Consider the following 15,860-nt stretch of genomic DNA (forward strand, 5'->3'; position numbering starts at 1 on the left):
ACGCGAGTCTGGCAAGTCATAAATTTTTGCTCCGAGCGGGCTACGCCGAGCAGGTCGGTAGCGGACTTTACAACTTTTTACCGCTTGGCAAACGTGTGCTTGAAAATATAAAAAATATCGTCAAAGAGGAGCTTGACGAGGCGGGCGCGCAGGAGATCTCGATGAGCTTCGTTACCTCCGCCGATCTTTGGCGCGAGAGCGGACGTTTTGATGTCTACGGCAAGGAGCTTTTGCGCTTTAAGGACCGCAAAGAAAACGACTTTGTCCTAAGCCCGACCAACGAAGAGAGCGTCGTCGCGCTCGTGCGAGGCAAGGTAACGTCCTATAAGCAACTGCCGCTAAATTTGTATCAGATAAATACCAAATTTAGAGATGAGGCAAGGCCGAGATTCGGGCTGCTTAGAGGGCGCGAGTTTTTGATGAAGGACGGATATAGCTTCCACGCAAACGCCGAGGATCTGGACCGCGAATTTGACCTGATGGAAAAAACTTATAGCAAAATTTTTACTCGCCTCGGGTTAAATTTCCGCGCGGTTAGAGCCGATAGCGGCGCGATAGGCGGCAGCGGAAGCAAAGAGTTTATGGTGCTAGCAAATAGCGGCGAAGACGATATCATCGTCTGCGAAAACTGCGACTACGCCGCAAACATAGAGGCCGCAACCCGCGCAAAACGAACGACACAGGCCGAAAGACCAGAGGCCGATGCGGCTAAATTTTTAACGCCTAGTGCCAAAACCATCAAAGACGTGGCGGAGTTTTTTAGAGTCGATGAGTTTTACTGTATAAAAGCGGTGATAAAAAAGGCGATTTTTATTGACGCCAAAGGCGAAAAGAGCGAGAAAATCGTAGTATTTTTCGTGCGCGGCGAGGATGAACTACAAGAGGTCAAAGCCCAAAACGCGTGCGCGGCGCTCGAGCTAGCGGACGCGACTGAAGCCGAGATCGCGGCAGCTGGGCTTGTGGGCGGATTTTGCGGGCCGGTCGGGCTAAAGGGCGTGGAGTTTTACATCGATAAAGAGCTTGAAGGCGAATCGCAGATGATCTGCGGCGCAAACGAGCGGGATTATCACTTCGTCGGCGTTAGCGTGAGCAGCTTTAACGCTGAGCGTTTCAAAGACCTAACCGCGGTCAAAGCGGGCGATAAGTGCCCTTGTTGCGGCGGAAATTTAAGCGTTAGTAAAGGTATCGAGGTTGGACATATATTTAAGCTAGGCACTAAGTACTCTGAGCCGATGGGTGCGACGTTTTTGGACGAAAACGGCAAAGCAAAACCGTTTATCATGGGCTGCTACGGCATAGGCGTTAGCCGTCTGGTCGCCGTCGCCGTCGAGGCTAGCCACGACGAAAAAGGCATAATCTGGAACGAAACCCTAGCTCCGTTTAAATTTGAAATCATCGTCTCAAATTTAAAAGACGAAGAGGGCGTTAAATTTGCGCAGGGGCTTTACGAGAGCTTGCGCGCGGCTGGCGTTTCGGTGCTACTTGACGATAGAAACGAGCGCTTTGGCGTAAAAATGAGCGAATTTGAGCTGATGGGATTTCCTTATGCCGTGATCGTGGGCAAGGGGCTAGCAGAAGGCACGGTCGAACTCGTCACGCGCGACGGGCTAACTAAAGAAACCGTCAAAGCGAGCGAAATTTTAGCGCGACTAAAGAGCCTATGATAAAGCATTTTTTTACGCCCTACGTCATTTTGGAGATCGTAGCGGCGTATTTTTTTATCCACGCGTACGGATTTTTAAATTTAGTCCTAGAGGTCATCGCATCGGCCGTTTTGGGGCTATTTTTTATGTTTCGCGTCGGATTTTTTCAGCTCACGAGCAACATCGCGTTTTTTAAGCCCGCAGACGTCTTTAGTAGCGTAGGTATGGCGATCGGGGGCTTTTTTATGTTTATCCCGGGGCTTATCACCGACGTTTTGGGCGCGGCGATCGTAGCGGTCGCATTTTTTGCAAATTTAAAAAACGGCGGCGAACGCAAGAGCGGGAGCGAATATTATTACGAAAAATTTGAAAGCGGGCAGAGCAAACCGCACGACGACGGCGAGATCATCGACGTCGAAGTCGTAGAAGAAAAGAGGCAAATATGGAAAAACTAAAAATCGCAACGAGAAAAAGCGTGCTGGCGATGTGGCAAAGCGAGCATATCAGGGATAAAATTTTAGCCCGCCATCCGAAAATCGCGGTCGAGCTAACGGGTATGAAAACCAAAGGCGACGTGATCCTAGACACTCCGCTAGCAAAGATCGGAGGCAAGGGGCTATTTACAAAAGAGCTGGAAGATAGCATGCTAAGCGGCGAAACGCACATCGCCGTGCATAGCCTAAAAGACGTGCCCGTCGTATTTCCGGAGGGGCTGGTGCTGGCCGCGATCTGCTCGCGCGAGGATGTTAGAGACGCGATGCTAAGCGAAAAATACGCTAAATTTGAGGATCTGCCAGGGGGCGCATGCGTGGGCACGACGAGCCTGCGCCGCAAAATGCAGCTTTTAGCGATGCGTCCGGATCTTGAGATAATCTCGCTGCGAGGCAACGTCCAAACTCGTTTGCGCAAGCTAAAAGAGGGCGAATTTGACGCCATTATCCTAGCGATGGCGGGCGTGAACCGCTTAAATTTACGCTCCGAAGTCGCGCATATCGTGCCGTTTGAGCTAGATCAGATGGTGCCTGCGATGGGGCAGGGGGCGCTAGGTATCGAGGCTAGAGAGGATGCTGAAATTTTAAATTTGATAGAGTTTTTAAAAGACGAAAAAGCCGTCATCGAAACGACCGTGGAGCGCGATTTCGTCGCGATGCTAGAGGGCGGCTGCCAGGTGCCTATCGGCGTAAATGCAAATTTAAACGGCGACAAGATCGAGATACGCGCGGTCGTGGGACTACCGGACGGTAGCGAGAGTATACGCGAAAATATCGTCGCGCAAAAAAGCGAGTGGAAGAGCGTGGGCGCCGATCTTGGACGGATATTTATTAGCAGGGGCGCAAAAGAGCTGCTAAAACGCGCCGAGGAGATGGCGAATATATGAGAAAAGCGCTTATTTTAGCGTTCTTGACGTCCGCGCTTTTTGCGCAGGTAGATTTAGAACTTATTTATTCGCTCTTTACCGATAAAAATTTCGATAAAAACGCCTATTTTAAAGGCGAGATGCGAGATCGCTTAAAAAATAATTTTTACTCGCCCGACAAATTTGACGAAATCAAAGTCGCCAAACTCGGCCGGAGTGGCGAATTTAGCGGGATATTTAGCGTTTGGCTCGTTTCTAAAAACGGCACATCCCTTGATCTATACATTTTTGCTAAAGAAGACGGTATTTATGCGCTTAGATCTCTCGCTCAAACTGGTATCATAGAGGCGATGATAAGGGGCTATGAGACTACGAGCGAGGCGGAAAAGGCGCAACTTAGAGCAATGGGCGGGGATATAGAAAATTTAAGGCTGATTTTAGCAAACGATAATGCATTGCTAAAATTCGGACGCGAAAACGAGGCGAAATTTGAAGAGCTGTTTGCGCTATATCAAAAGGACGAAGCGGCGGCAAACGAAGCCGTAAAGCGATTACATCTATCTCATGCGGCGTACGACGGCGGAGTTTTTGAGCTTATTATCGGCGGCGTAACGGATAACGTAGTGGGTTTTATGCGCGTGGAAAATGAACCCGATCTGCCGCAGATGAGTCCGAGCGAGTTTATAATGCTAGAACGGCTCTCTCCAAACTCAAAATGGTACCTTTTTAAGACGACTTAGACCGATGGAGGCAACCCTAGCCGGTTTTCACTTTTTGCTTGCCTTAACGCTGCAAATTTAGCGCCATGCGCTTTTGGTTAGAGGTTGTAAGAGATCTAATTTTTGCTAAGTCGGCGTTAAATTAGCATATCCGCCAAAACCGATATTTTTACGATTTTACTAATTTTTCGGCAGTTAAAGTTGTGTTTTTGGCTCAAAATGTTTGCGAATTTGACTCAAACGCGGCCAAAATTTTAGCTTCAAAAACGGCTCGTTTGGATATAAATTATTAAGGAAAAATATGGACTATATCAAGCTTCTAAAAGATAACGGCCTGCTGCGCGTCATAGATGAGCCCGCGGATATCGATCTGGAGATCGCGCACGCGAGCTACATTGAGGTCAAGCGCGAAAACTCGCAGGCGCTGCTTTTTACAAACCCTATCTGCAAAAAAACGGGACGCAAATTTGCTCCAGTGCTAACAAACATCTACGGCTCAAAGCGTGCTTTAGAGCTTATTTTCGGACGCGATCCCGACGAGATCGCAAGCGAGATCGAAAAGCTTTTAAAGCCTAAAAAACCTAAAAGCTTTGGCGAAAAGCTAAATTTTGCCGCGTATTTGTTTGAAATGAGAAAAATTTTTACAAAAAGATTAAAAGGCGAGGGCGAGTGCCAGCAGGTCAAATTTACGGGCGAGGATGTTGATCTTTTGAGCCTTCCAGCACTAAAGACGTGGCCGCTTGACGGCGGCGCCTTTATCACGATGGGGCAGGTTTATACGCAGAGCCCGGGCGGCGAACTGCAAAATGACGGCATGTACCGACTGCAAATTTACGATAAAAATCGCCTCGGCATGCACTGGCAGATCCACAAAGACGGCGCAAATTTCTTTAACGAATACAAGCGCGCGGGCAAAAAAATGCCAGTTTCGGTAGCTATCGGCGGCGATCCGCTATATATCTGGTGCGGTCAGGCGCCGCTACCAAAGGGCGTGTTTGAGCTGCTTCTTTACGGCTTTATCCGCAAAGAGCCGGCCAAACTCGTAAAGTCGCTGACGAATGAAATTCACATCCCGCACGACGCAGACTACGTGATCGAGGGCTTTGTGGATACGGATAAATTTGAGCTTGAGGGGCCGTTTGGCGATCATACGGGCTTTTATACGCCGGTGGAGCCATTTCCGGTGATGGAGGTTACGGCGATCACGAGCAAGCGTGAGCCCCTGTTTCACGCGACCGTGGTTGGCAAACCGCCGCTTGAGGATAAGTACATGGGCTGGGCGACCGAGCGCATTTTCCTGCCGCTTTTGCGCACGACGGTGCCGGAGCTGCTGGACTACAATATGCCTGAAAACGGCGTCTTTCACAACCTGATCTTAGCTAAAATCAACGCCCTTTATCCCGCGCACGCAAAACAGGCGATGCATGCATTTTGGGGCGTAGGGCAGATGAGCTTTGTCAAACACGCGGTTTTCGTCGGCGAGGATGCGCCAAATTTGAGCGATTATGACGCGCTTGCGGAGTATATTTTAAACCGATTTGGCGACAAAAGCCTGCTAATCAGCGAGGGCGTGTGCGATCAGCTCGATCACGCGAGCCCGAACTCGTGCTTCGGCGGTAAGCTTGGAATCGACGCTACGCAGGACTTTTCTACACCTGCGCCCGTGCTTTTGGATGACGCCGCGCTGCTGGCTAAATTTAAAAAAGTAGAGCCGAATTTAACGCAGCTCGTGCAGTTTAAAACAAATACCAAAACGCCGATTTGCGTCGTCAAATTTGACAAAAACCGCCTCGTAAAAGAGGTTTTTGATGAGCTTTTGAAATTTAAAGAGCACTTTAAACTACTTGTTTTCGTCGGTCCCAAAAACCGCCTGGAAAATCCATATATGCTGCTTTGGCGCGTGACGAACAACATTGACGCATTGCGTGATATCTACGTGCGTGAGGGCGCGGTCTGTATCGACGCCACCGCAAAAGGCGAGGCCGAGGGCTATACTCGCGGCTGGCCGCTGCAAACCGACTGCGACCGCGAAGTCGTGGCTGATCTCGTTAAGCGCGGCATAGTAAAAGACGAGCCCGAGCTGTTTAGTAAATTTGAGATTTTCGGATAGATTTTAAACTCGGTAAATTTAAAAGTGGCTAAATTTGCCGAGCCGCTTAAATAAATTCGTTTTTCAAGCGCCTTTTTAGCCCGAATTTTATAAAATCGCAAAATGGATAAAGAACGCCTAATAATCGATAAATTTAGCAACTCCTTCATCGGCGACGACGGCGCCGTCGTATCGCATGAGCGCGGAGAGTGGGTGTATAGTAAGGACCTTTTTTGCGAGGGGGCGCACTTCCTAGCAGGCTGGCTTAGTATGGAGGAGATCGCGCGCAAGGCCATGCTGATAAATCTCTCCGACGTCGTCGCGATGAACGCCGAGCCTAAATTTGTGCTTTTGGGGCTTGGGCTACCAAAAAAAACAAGCGCGGCGCAGATATCGGCTTTGCGTAAAGGATTTGCGGACGTTTGCAATGAATACGACATAACTATCATCGGCGGCGACACGATCGGTAGCGATAAAATTTTACTTAGCATCACGATTATCTCGCGCCTCCGAGGCAAGGCGGTTTTGCGAAGCGGCGCGAAAAATGGCGATCTAGTCGCTTTTACGGGCGAGCTAGGTCAGAGCCTAAAGGGGCTTAGGACGCTTCTAAACGGCGGGCGGGTCGCGTCAAATTCGCGCTTTAAAAGGCCTATTTTAAAAGATAAATTTTTCTACGCCGCGGCAGATAAGATAAACGCCGCCATGGACGTCTCAGACGGGCTTTGCACTGATCTAGCCAAGCTTTGCGCGCAGAGTCGCTGCGGGGTAAAATTTAGCAAGCGGCTAAGCAAACAGGAGCTAAATAGCGGCGAGGAATACGAGATTTTATTTACGTTTAGTCCGAAAAACCGCGCCAAAATCTTAAGCCTCGCTCGCAAAACCCGCACGAAAATCACGATCTTTGCCAAAATCACGAAAGGAAAATTTAAAAGCAATGCAAGAAACCACCATTTTTAAGCCTCTTTACGCGCTCACTCACGCGCCCATCAACGCGTATTTTAGTAAAAACTCGGACGATTTCGTGGTGCGCGAGATCCCGCTTTACGCATTTAGCGGGCAGGGCGAGCACCTCATCGTTGAAATTTGCAAAAAAGATATGACGACGCAAGAAGCCTTGCACGTTCTAAGCGAGGTTAGCGGCGTAAAGATGCGAGATTTCGGCTACGCGGGACTAAAAGACAAGCAGGGCATGACGACGCAGTTTATCTCGATGCCGCGTAAATTTGAGGCCGCACTTGCAAATTTTAGCCACGAAAAGATGAAAATTTTAAGCCTCGCCGCGCACGACAATAAGCTTCGCATCGGGCACCTAAAAGGCAATAGTTTTTTTATCCGCCTAAAAAAAGTGATGCCTAGCGAAGCTGCTAAACTCGAGCAAGCTGTGCGAAACATAGATGAGGCAGGATATGCTAACTACTTTGGCTATCAGCGCTTTGGCAAATACGGCGACAATGCGCAAAGTGGGCTGGAGCTGCTAAAATCTGGCACCGTAAACGGCAAAAAGAGCAAAAATCCAAAGCTAAACGACTTTTTGATCTCGGCTTTTCAAAGCGATCTTTTTAACCGCTGGCTTAGCAAACGCGTTGAGATTTCGAGATTTGCACAGGATTTTAGTCTAGGCGAGCTAGCTCAAATTTACCCGTATCTGGGCGGCGAAAATTTGAAAAATTTAAAATCGCAAAAGAGATTTTTTAAGCTTATTGAGGGCGAAGTTTTGGGGCACTATCCGCACGGCAAGTGCTTTTTGTGCGAGGATTTGGACGCGGAGGGCGCGCGCTTTGACGCGAGAGATATCACCAGCTGCGGGCTGATAGCAGGCGCTAAGGCGTATGGGGCGCAGGGCGCAGCGAAGGCAGTAGAGGATCAAATTTTCGCGCAGGCGAATGAATTTAAAGCCAAAATGACGGGTTCAAGGCGCTTTGCGTGGTGTTATCTAGAGGATGCCGGTTACAAATACAACGAGGAAAAGGCTCATTTTACGATAAATTTCACGCTGCAAAAAGGAAGCTACGCGACGGTGGTGCTGGAGGAAATCTTGCACAAAAATATCTTTGAATAATCTGAAATAAAGCGGTTCGTCTCTCGCTCTTTTAAATGATTTTTGCTCCGCTTTGCTCGCAAACTGCAAGCAGAACGTAAATTTCGCCCTGCGATAGGCTATATGCCTTAGCTTGGGACGAAATTTACTTATTCCATTTGGCTACGAGCCTAGCGATGTAGAAAACATAAATCATCTCGCGATATTTGCCTTGACTTTCTATGTTAAAATTTGGCGTTATATTGCGCTAAATTTGCAAATTTCTACTTTAAATTTACTAGTTAAGCCGCTTGCTTTATCGTCGTCAAATTTTAACACTATCGCTGTTTTAAACAAATCGCTTCAAGCCTTGGGTTCGTATTGCTAAAGCTGCAAATTTATGATTATTTTTATTAAATTTGATTGTTTTTAAATCAAAGTATCTAAAAGTAACATTAACTAAAAGAACTAAATATTATTCATTATCTTAATCTGCTTTTTACTCATTCCTAAGCTTCGCGACTGTATATTACCTATGTATTTACTTTATTTTTAAGGAGGCTTTATGCAAGAGGCAAACGACGGCAAAAAGCTAGCGATCGGCACCGTTGCCTTGATCCTAGCTATCGTCTTTTTCGGCGGTTTCTTAAAGGATGTCGCAGGCGGCATTTTTGATTTCGGCAAGCTAACCGGACAGTTTCCGGAGTGGTTTAAGACCGCAGGCGGCACAAGCGCAAAGGGTGGTTTTATATTTGCGCTTAGCTTGGTTCCTGCGATCATGCTAGCCCTTGGGTTTGTAGCGATATTTGAGAGATATTACGCGCTTTACGCGGCTTCGCGCTGGCTAACTCCCGTGCTAAAGCCTCTCATCGGTATCCCAGGATGTTGCTCGATCTCGCTCATAGCTAGTACACAAAGCACCGACGCAGGTAGCTCTACGGCTAAATTTTTACGCCAAGACGGCAAGATCACGCACAAAGAGCTTTTGATATTTGCCGCATTTCAGTTTAGCGCGGGCGCGATGATCACAAATTTCCTAGCATCTTTCGCTCCGTTACTTTTGGTTGCGGACAAAAATGGAGCCCTAGCGCCTATATCTATCGCGGCGGGCTTGGGAATTATTTTGGTGTTTAAGGTATTTGGGGCAAATTTGATGAGACTTTACGTCAAAAAATTCGTAAAAGACGGGGAGACTGAAGTATGAGCGAGCAAGCTAATAATAAATTATTAACCGACGTTTTCGTAGAAGGCGCTAGAAAGGGCTGGGATATCGCCGTTCACAACACTATCCCAAACGTCCTTATGGCTTTTGTTATCATACACATCCTAAAGGTCTCTGGCGCACTTGATATCATAGGCAAGTATCTTGGCTTTGTTATGCTGCCGCTTGGGCTTCCGGGCGAGTCGATAGCGGTTATCATGGCGGCGTTTCTTAGCTGGGGAGGGTCTGCTGGCGTGCTAGTGGCGCTGGTTCAGGGCGGCACTCTAACGGCTCCCGATATCGCAGTACTGATCCCAGGCATGGCGCTAGTAGGCTCTACGGTGCAGTATATGGGTCGCGTGCTAGGCGTGCTGGGCATCCCGGGCAAGCACTACTTGGTGCTGTTTGGCATATGTATCCTAAACGCCTATCTGGCTATGTTTGTAATGAGTCTCATCGTATAAAAGGATAGTCCATGAAACAAGAGGAGCTGAAACAATATCTAGCCGAGCTAAAGGAGCTAACCGATATCGAGAGTCCGACGTCTAGCATAGAGGGTGTAAATAGCGTCGCAAAGTGGTTTATAAATAAAGCTGATAAGCTCGGCCTAAAGCACGAAAAGGTCGTGCTTGGCACCGATAAGGTCGCTGACTGCCTACTTATCTCAAATAATCCGAACGCTGCGAAATTCGACGTGCTTTTCGTTGCGCATATGGATACGGTTTTTCCCGTTGGTTCGGTGCAAAACACCCCTTTTACTCAGAACGAGGGCAGGGTAAATGCGCTAGGCGTCATCGACGATAAGGGCGGCGCGCTACTATCGCTCTACGTCATCAAGGAGCTTGATCTTAGTAAAATCAACGTCGCTTTGTTTCTAAACTCGCACGAGGAGACGGGGTCAAATTTCACCAAAGAAAAGATCCGCGAATACGCGAGAAAGTCCAAATTTTGCCTCGTGATGGAGCCTGCTCGCGAGGACGGCTCGATGGTGGCGACTAGAAAAGGCGTAATGACCTACGTGATAGATTTTCACGGCGTGGGCGCGCATGCGGGCAATCATCCCGAGCTCGGTCGCTCGGCGCTCGTCGAGGCGGCAAATTTTGTAGTCGAGCTATCAAAGCTGACTGATTTTGCGGCGGGACATACCTTTAACTCCATCATCACAAACGGCGGCACCGCGCACAACGTAGTGCCCGAGTTTGCCAGCGTGACCTGCGAGATGAGGTATAAATTTGCCTCCTCGGTCGAGTTTTTTAACAAAAAGTTGGATGAAATCCTAAGCAAACCGTTTATAAACGGCGTAACTCACAAAAAGACGCTAATCAACGAAGAAGCGCCGATGATAGACGAGCAAAATTTGCCGAGGATCAAAGCGGTCTTTGACGAGGTCGCCAAAGAAACGGGCGCAAAGGTGAGCTGGGTGGACGCCGGCGGTCTAAGCGACGGCAATATAACGGCCTCGGCTGGCTGCCCGACGATTGACGGACTAGGGCCTACGGGCGGAAATATGCACACCAAAAATGAGTATATGGACGCTAGCTCCGTCGTGCCAAAGTGCAATCTCGTGCTAGACGTCATCAAAAAGCTTGTTTAAATTTAAGGCAAAAGGGTCAAATCTGATTCCTTTTGCCTTAAATTTTAAAATTTTAAAGCCTTGTTTTGTGGCTAAATTTAGTCCAAATTTAGCCACAAATTTCACCATAAAATTTAAAATAAAAACTGCCAATTTTAACACTCCCATATCCTTTCGTACTATAGTTTCATTATAAATCTATTTAAAGGAGGCGCTATGAAAAAGCTACTTTTGAGTGCTGCGACGATCGGCATTTTGGTTGCTTTTGCTCAGGCAAATCCGTCTGCTGACTACGGCGAAGCGTTAAAAGCTAAGGCGCAAGGCGATTACGCAAGCGCGACGGCGCTTTTTAAATCTGCTTGCTACGAGGGCGGCAACGACTAGGCAGGGAGGTAAAGCCTAGAAGGGTACTAAAAGCGCCTGAAAGACCAAAGGATAGCGAAGAGCTGGTAACTGCCGCAAAAGAGTGCCAATAGGGTAGCACCGAGCAGTGCAAAAAGGCTTTTGGTCTTTATCAAGAAAACCGCCACAGCGAGAAATTTAAAGCATCGTCAAAGGGCTGCGAACTAGGCAGTGCAGTGCTTTGCGAGGAGGCGGGTCTGGCATACGTGAGAGGTTACGGCGTCCAGCAGGATCAGGGTACTGCCGCTCAGTTTTTCTTAAAAGCTTGTAATGCCAATAACGCATCCGCGTGCGCACGAATAGGCGTCATGGCTAGAGATATGGGCAACCTAGGTGCTGCGGCGGAGATACTATATCAAGCGTGTCAGACGCTCCCGTGAGCTTGCAGGGACCTAGCGATGATATATCAAAACGACTCATATGACCGCAAAGACGAAGAAAAGGCGCGCGCTTTATATAAAAAGGCGTGCGACGGCGGAGATAATATCGGCTGCGCCGGACTTCAGCAGATGGGCCAGTAAGGTCATCTAAAGCAAAAGACTGCACAGAGGAATAAATTTGAAGCCGAATTTTATTGGCGCAGTCTTTGATTTCGTCGCGTTTACGGGAATTTTGGCGGACTTGGTTTCGTCAAATTTGAGCTTATTTGACGGCGACAAATTTGACGCCAATAACTCGTTTTTTAAATTTAGCGGCTTAGATTTTGCTTTTTGCTTATTTTTTAGTAAAATGAGCGCTAAATTTAAAGGAGAAAATATGCCAAAAGACGCAAACGGAACCGAACTAAACGCGGGAGATAACGTAACTCTGATCAAAGATCTAAAAGTAAAAGGCGCTGGCGCGACGCTAAAGCGCGGAACCATGGTGAAAAATATAAAAATCACGGACGACGACAAAGAAATCGAAGGCAAGATCGATAAAATGGGCGTCATCGTGCTAAAGACGGAGTTTTTAAAGAAGGCCTAGTTTAAATTTGCGCGGTGATTATGCACTGGCGGCGTGCAAAGAGTTTATTAAAGACGGATATGTATATATTAAAAATATTAAGCAGAGTTGTTAAGATAGCGGCGTTTTTTATAGTTGTTGTACTGTTTTTCTTATTGATAGTGTATTTAGCTATTCAAATTTCGCCGTTGTTTAAATTTCCGTACGTTAAAGATCGAGATTTGATTAAATTTAAAGCATTGACGGGTTTAGAAGGCGAAACTCTACTGATATATCGCAAGAAGGTTCCTGATGGTGTTTGTTTTAATAAATGGCAGACTTGTATCTGTTATACGCATTTTATAAAAGCGGATAAGCCTTTTACTGCAACGCAACAAACGATGACGCTAGATGGCTATGAGCTTGTTTCCAAGTCTGACTGTGTAGCGCAAACTAAAAATTTACATGAATTGAAATTATCGTGGGCAGCACCGTTTTATCACTATGCCGGCAGTCGGGAGTATTTGATTTACGGTTCGACTGAAAATTTAAACCTAACCGTATTAATGAATGATAAAAGACAGATATGGCACAAAGAGGATCATATACCGTGGGGGCAGCCAATAAAATATGATCATGAGGTGATTTTATATCCCGAGTTTAATATGATTCAAATAAATACTTTAGGGTATTATAGCGTGCGTTAAAAAGCTATCCTTAAACCCCAAAAAGCTATAATCTCGCTCAAGGTATGGCAAGTGATTGCTTTTGCGTATGCAAAAGAGGAAAGTCCGAGCTGCAATAAGACGGAGTTCCATCTAACGGATGGCTGGGGCGACCCAAGGGACAGTGTAACAGAAAGCAAACTGCCGCTTCGGCGGTAAAGGTGAAACGGCGGGGTAAGAGCCCACCAGCGCGGCGTGCAAGCGCGGCGGCTATATAAACCCAACTCGCAGCAAGAAGGGATGGTTTTGAGTCTTATGTCAAACCCTTCGCTAGAGCCAAATTGTAAAATTTGGAGTAGATAAATAATCACTCACGACAGAACTCGGCTTATCGCCATGCCTTTTTTACTACTTTTATTTCATCAAGTTTTTAAATTTATGTGTTTTTACTGCGACAAACCGCTATCTTAACGGCGCGTTTTGCAAATTTAAGCTGAGGTTTGCGGCGACCGTGCGGCAGAGTAAAATTTGGTCAAATTTTACGAGGTGGAATCGGTTTTAAATTTGACGGCTGCGGATAGGGTTTAAATTTGAAACTGCGCAAGACGCGTCCTATTTGATTTTAAATATCCCAAATTTCTAAAATTTGCGGGCACATAGCATTAACGGCTAGCTTAAATTTAGATTTTTGTTCGTCGCTCGGTTCGTCTATGGTCTCAAATTTTCCAAATAGCTCGGCGATCTCAAGCCAGCCTGCTATATCCAGATCAAATTTAACCAAATTTGACGTGCAAAGATAACCCGCGTCATGATCGTAAAAAGCAACCTTGCCGTCATCTAAACAGACAAGCCAAAGATCGCCTACGCCGGTATCTGCAAAGATATAAAACTCGCGCACTATCTCGCTCTCGCCCTCAAAAACAAATTTCGTTTCATTGTTAAATTTGGCTAATTCATGCTCCTTTAGCACTCTAAAGTCGCCCGCTATATCCGCACCGAGTCTATTTTTTAAAGCGTCCTTTATAGCGTTTTTCGTCATATTTTTTGCCTTTGTTGGGTAAATTTTAGAAGGGAATTTGAGATAAAAGCGCCGTAAATTTGAGAAATTATTTACGACGCTATGTATTTTTTTACGTTTTTTAGTTTTTCTAGCTCTTTGCCGAGCTCGGTTCTGTTTTTTTGTATCAAATTTATCGCTGCACCCAGAAGTTCCTGAGCTTGCAGGGCATCCTCTAGGCTGTCAAATTTACTAGGAGTCTCGTCCGCTAGTGCCGCGATAGTCTCCGCGTCATTGCTAGCGACGGCTATTTTTAGCTCATCCAGCCACATCGGCTTGCCCCGCGCCAGTCGTCTCTTTCCATGCTTCAAGTAGCTGTTTGGTTACGCTCACGACCTCGTTTAGGCTCTGCTCGTCGTTGTTTATATTTGCCATCGACAGCAGTTGGATCTGCCTCGTATAAAGTCCGCTTAGATAGTGTGCGATGCTACCTTGGTTGTAATCTAGCGAGTTTAGAAGCTCGATAAAGATAGCGTTCGTGCGGTTTATAAAATATACTTTTTTCTCCACGTCGTTATCTTGCATCGCTTTTCTAGCTCTAAAAATAAATCTCAAAACGCCCTCGTAAAGCATCTCGATGAGCTTAGTAGGCGACTCGATGCCGCCTACTGCGTTTTGCGAATACGCCGCGTGTGCAGTGTTGTATTGCATAAATTTACCTTTATTTTTTATTATATTCGGCTTCGATCATCGATTTTAGCGACGAAAATTCGCTATTTAGCTTGCTGATGATCTTGTCGTATGCCAAAAATCGCTCTTCCATCGTGGCGTATTTTGCATCGAGCGACTTTTGCGTTTTTTCTTTTTCCGAGTCCAGCGACTTTTTCTCGTCTACTAGGCTTTGGGCATACTTGGTTAAAGAGCCGTTTTTTGAGTTGATTAGCCCGTCTATCGCCTTTTTGGTTGACGAAAATATCCCATTTACGGTCGTGTTTTTCGGCGTCACGGTCGATTCGCTAAAGCCAACCGCATTTAGCGCCGCGGCAGAGCCTTTTATATCTATGGCGGTGCCGTTTGTCGTTTTTAGCATTATGCCGTCTTCGTTTGCGGTTAGCGTCGCTTGTACGCCCGATATTCCGGCGTCGTTTATGGCTTTTAGCAGCGCTAGCGCGTTTTCTTTTGCCGAATTTGACGCAGGCGTAGCGGCTAAATTTATCTTTTTGCCGTTTATCACTAGATCATCGCCACCGATAGTGAGTGCGCCGCTGTCTACCGGTTTTGAGCTAAGAACTTGAGCCGTGCCGTAGGTAGTGCCGCCGGCAAATATTTTTTGGACGCTTTGCAAATCCTCATCTAGTTTTTTGCCGAGTTTTGAGCTATCTAGCTCTAGCAGGCCTTCTTTGTTTAGGCTTAGACCGTAGTCGGCTAAATTTGCCGTCTTTGTTACGTTATCTTTCGTGTAGGTCTGATTGCCGAATAAAATTTTATTTAGCGTCGATTTTATCGTATTTATCTCGCTTACGCCCTGGAAAGTGCCCGATTTTTTAGTGTCCGAATCATAATCGGTAGCGACTTTTAGGTTGTTTACGAGATTATTATACGCCGTTACCATGCTTTGCATGCTCTCTTTTATCGCGCTCGTGTCCTCTTTGACGCTAAAAGTCGTCTTACCAGTATCTTTTAGTTTTATCGTCATTCCTAAATTTAGATCTTTTACCTCGTTGCCGCTTCGTTTTATCGTAATGCCGTTGTAGACGAACTCGGCGTCTTGTGCGGTTGAGATTTTGTTGTTTGCGATATTTGCGCTATCCCAGCCTAATTTTTGCAAAACGTCGTCCGCGCCGGTTAGGGCCGTGCCGTCACTATCGACATTTGTTATCTCTACTTTATTTTCTGCGCCGGTTTCTTTGGACTGTAAGATGAGCTGATACGGATCTTCGCCGCCCACTTTCATCGCTTTTGCCGAAACGGCGCCGTTTGTGACCTCGTTGATCTTATCGGCTAGCTCTTCAAGCGTAGTAGAGCTTCTTACTTCTATCTTATGCGTCGTGCCTCCGACTTTTATGCCAAACGTCCCATTTTTGCCGATAAATGAGCTTGAGGTGGCAAATTTGGTGCTTTGATAAACGTCTTTTTTGGCTAGCTGCCTTACGTCTATTTCGATATCTTGTACCGCCACGCCCGCACTTGCGGTCACCTCCGCGCTTTTACCGTCTGCGGTGGTGGTTCTTTTTTGATACGAGCTATCGTCTGCTAGGGTTGAAACCGAGGAG

General features: G+C 46.8%; 20 protein-coding genes and 1 other RNA gene. 16 read left to right on the plus strand and 5 right to left on the minus strand.

The genetic code is table 11. The annotated features are described in order from the left end of the window. The 10 genes from Q0314_RS01660 to Q0314_RS01705 all read left to right on the plus strand — a co-directional run. Nucleotides 1-1,664 (plus strand): proline--tRNA ligase (locus Q0314_RS01660; protein ID WP_298055813.1); only part of this gene is annotated, 1,664 nt, incomplete at its 5' end. Beyond that, on the plus strand, nucleotides 1,661-2,098 hold the full coding sequence (locus Q0314_RS01665) for an FxsA family protein (RefSeq protein ID WP_298055815.1): 438 nt from the start codon (nucleotides 1,661-1,663) through the stop codon (nucleotides 2,096-2,098). The genes Q0314_RS01660 and Q0314_RS01665, both read left to right, overlap by 4 nt. Further along, nucleotides 2,086-3,021, plus strand: a complete 936-nt coding sequence (hemC, locus tag Q0314_RS01670; protein ID WP_298055817.1) for a hydroxymethylbilane synthase — start codon at nucleotides 2,086-2,088, stop codon at nucleotides 3,019-3,021. The genes Q0314_RS01665 and hemC overlap by 13 nt, the downstream gene beginning before the upstream one ends. Beyond that, nucleotides 3,018-3,740 (plus strand): hypothetical protein, encoded by a 723-nt coding sequence (locus Q0314_RS01675; RefSeq protein ID WP_298055819.1) that lies wholly within the window; start codon nucleotides 3,018-3,020, stop codon nucleotides 3,738-3,740. The genes hemC and Q0314_RS01675 overlap by 4 nt, the downstream gene beginning before the upstream one ends. A gap of 280 nt (nucleotides 3,741-4,020) precedes the next feature. Continuing rightward, the gene (locus tag Q0314_RS01680) at nucleotides 4,021-5,829 is read left to right on the plus strand and encodes a menaquinone biosynthesis decarboxylase (protein WP_298055822.1); all 1,809 of its coding nucleotides are present in this window, start codon (nucleotides 4,021-4,023) and stop codon (nucleotides 5,827-5,829) included. A 102-nt stretch (nucleotides 5,830-5,931) separates the two neighbouring features. Continuing rightward, nucleotides 5,932-6,765 (plus strand): thiamine-phosphate kinase, encoded by an 834-nt coding sequence (locus tag Q0314_RS01685; protein WP_298055824.1) that lies wholly within the window; start codon nucleotides 5,932-5,934, stop codon nucleotides 6,763-6,765. Then, nucleotides 6,743-7,867 carry a tRNA pseudouridine(13) synthase TruD gene (gene truD / locus Q0314_RS01690; RefSeq protein WP_298055826.1) on the plus strand — a complete coding sequence of 375 codons (1,125 nt, stop codon included), beginning with the start codon at nucleotides 6,743-6,745 and terminating at the stop codon, nucleotides 7,865-7,867. Before Q0314_RS01685 ends, truD begins: the two co-directional genes overlap by 23 nt. Nucleotides 7,868-8,390: 523 nt before the next feature. Next, nucleotides 8,391-9,029 carry a nucleoside recognition domain-containing protein gene (locus Q0314_RS01695; protein WP_002950689.1) on the plus strand — a complete coding sequence of 213 codons (639 nt, stop codon included), beginning with the start codon at nucleotides 8,391-8,393 and terminating at the stop codon, nucleotides 9,027-9,029. Then, nucleotides 9,026-9,490, plus strand: a complete 465-nt coding sequence (locus Q0314_RS01700) for a YjiG family protein (RefSeq protein ID WP_002950687.1) — start codon at nucleotides 9,026-9,028, stop codon at nucleotides 9,488-9,490. Before Q0314_RS01695 ends, Q0314_RS01700 begins: the two co-directional genes overlap by 4 nt. A gap of 11 nt (nucleotides 9,491-9,501) precedes the next feature. Continuing rightward, complete coding sequence (locus Q0314_RS01705) at nucleotides 9,502-10,620, plus strand: M20/M25/M40 family metallo-hydrolase (protein ID WP_298055830.1); 1,119 nt, start codon at nucleotides 9,502-9,504, stop codon at nucleotides 10,618-10,620. On the opposite strand, the gene Q0314_RS01710 is transcribed toward Q0314_RS01705, so the two are convergent. After that, the gene (locus tag Q0314_RS01710; RefSeq protein WP_298055834.1) at nucleotides 10,594-10,761 is read right to left on the minus strand and encodes a hypothetical protein; all 168 of its coding nucleotides are present in this window, start codon (nucleotides 10,759-10,761) and stop codon (nucleotides 10,594-10,596) included. The two genes, Q0314_RS01705 and Q0314_RS01710, sit on opposite strands and share 27 nt — an antisense overlap. A gap of 54 nt (nucleotides 10,762-10,815) precedes the next feature. Between Q0314_RS01710 and Q0314_RS01715 the strand changes: the two genes are divergently transcribed. The 6 genes from Q0314_RS01715 to rnpB all read left to right on the plus strand — a co-directional run bounded on the left by Q0314_RS01715 (nucleotide 10,816) and on the right by rnpB (nucleotide 12,997). After that, a complete protein-coding gene (locus Q0314_RS01715) occupies nucleotides 10,816-10,983 on the plus strand; it encodes a hypothetical protein (protein ID WP_298055837.1) in 168 nt (55 codons plus the stop codon). A 194-nt stretch (nucleotides 10,984-11,177) separates the two neighbouring features. After that, nucleotides 11,178-11,381, plus strand: coding sequence for a hypothetical protein (locus Q0314_RS01720; protein ID WP_298055840.1), 204 nt, complete (start codon nucleotides 11,178-11,180; stop codon nucleotides 11,379-11,381). Between the two features lie 18 nt (nucleotides 11,382-11,399). Then, on the plus strand, nucleotides 11,400-11,522 hold the full coding sequence (locus Q0314_RS01725; RefSeq protein ID WP_298055843.1) for a hypothetical protein: 123 nt from the start codon (nucleotides 11,400-11,402) through the stop codon (nucleotides 11,520-11,522). Between the two features lie 235 nt (nucleotides 11,523-11,757). Then, nucleotides 11,758-11,967 carry an alkylphosphonate utilization protein gene (locus tag Q0314_RS01730; RefSeq protein WP_298055855.1) on the plus strand — a complete coding sequence of 70 codons (210 nt, stop codon included), beginning with the start codon at nucleotides 11,758-11,760 and terminating at the stop codon, nucleotides 11,965-11,967. Between the two features lie 59 nt (nucleotides 11,968-12,026). Continuing rightward, on the plus strand, nucleotides 12,027-12,632 hold the full coding sequence (locus Q0314_RS01735; RefSeq protein WP_298055844.1) for a hypothetical protein: 606 nt from the start codon (nucleotides 12,027-12,029) through the stop codon (nucleotides 12,630-12,632). 39 nt (nucleotides 12,633-12,671) lie between these two features. Beyond that, an RNA gene (gene rnpB, locus Q0314_RS01740) (RNase P RNA component class A) lies at nucleotides 12,672-12,997 on the plus strand. Nucleotides 12,998-13,212: 215 nt separating this feature from the next. Here rnpB and Q0314_RS01745 read toward each other — a convergent pair. The 4 genes from Q0314_RS01745 to fliD all read right to left on the minus strand — a co-directional run. Continuing rightward, a complete protein-coding gene (locus tag Q0314_RS01745; protein WP_298055846.1) occupies nucleotides 13,213-13,629 on the minus strand; it encodes a hypothetical protein in 417 nt (138 codons plus the stop codon). Nucleotides 13,630-13,700: 71 nt separating this feature from the next. Next, nucleotides 13,701-13,919, minus strand: coding sequence for a hypothetical protein (locus tag Q0314_RS01750; RefSeq protein ID WP_298055848.1), 219 nt, complete (start codon nucleotides 13,917-13,919; stop codon nucleotides 13,701-13,703). Continuing rightward, complete coding sequence (gene fliS / locus Q0314_RS01755) at nucleotides 13,906-14,298, minus strand: flagellar export chaperone FliS (RefSeq protein ID WP_298055850.1); 393 nt, start codon at nucleotides 14,296-14,298, stop codon at nucleotides 13,906-13,908. Before fliS ends, Q0314_RS01750 begins: the two co-directional genes overlap by 14 nt. Before the next feature lie 10 nt (nucleotides 14,299-14,308). Continuing rightward, nucleotides 14,309-15,860: flagellar filament capping protein FliD (gene fliD / locus Q0314_RS01760; protein WP_298055852.1), on the minus strand; the 1,552-nt coding region annotated here is incomplete at its 5' end.

Source organism: uncultured Campylobacter sp. (genome assembly GCF_938040115.1).
GTDB lineage: Bacteria > Campylobacterota > Campylobacteria > Campylobacterales > Campylobacteraceae > Campylobacter_A.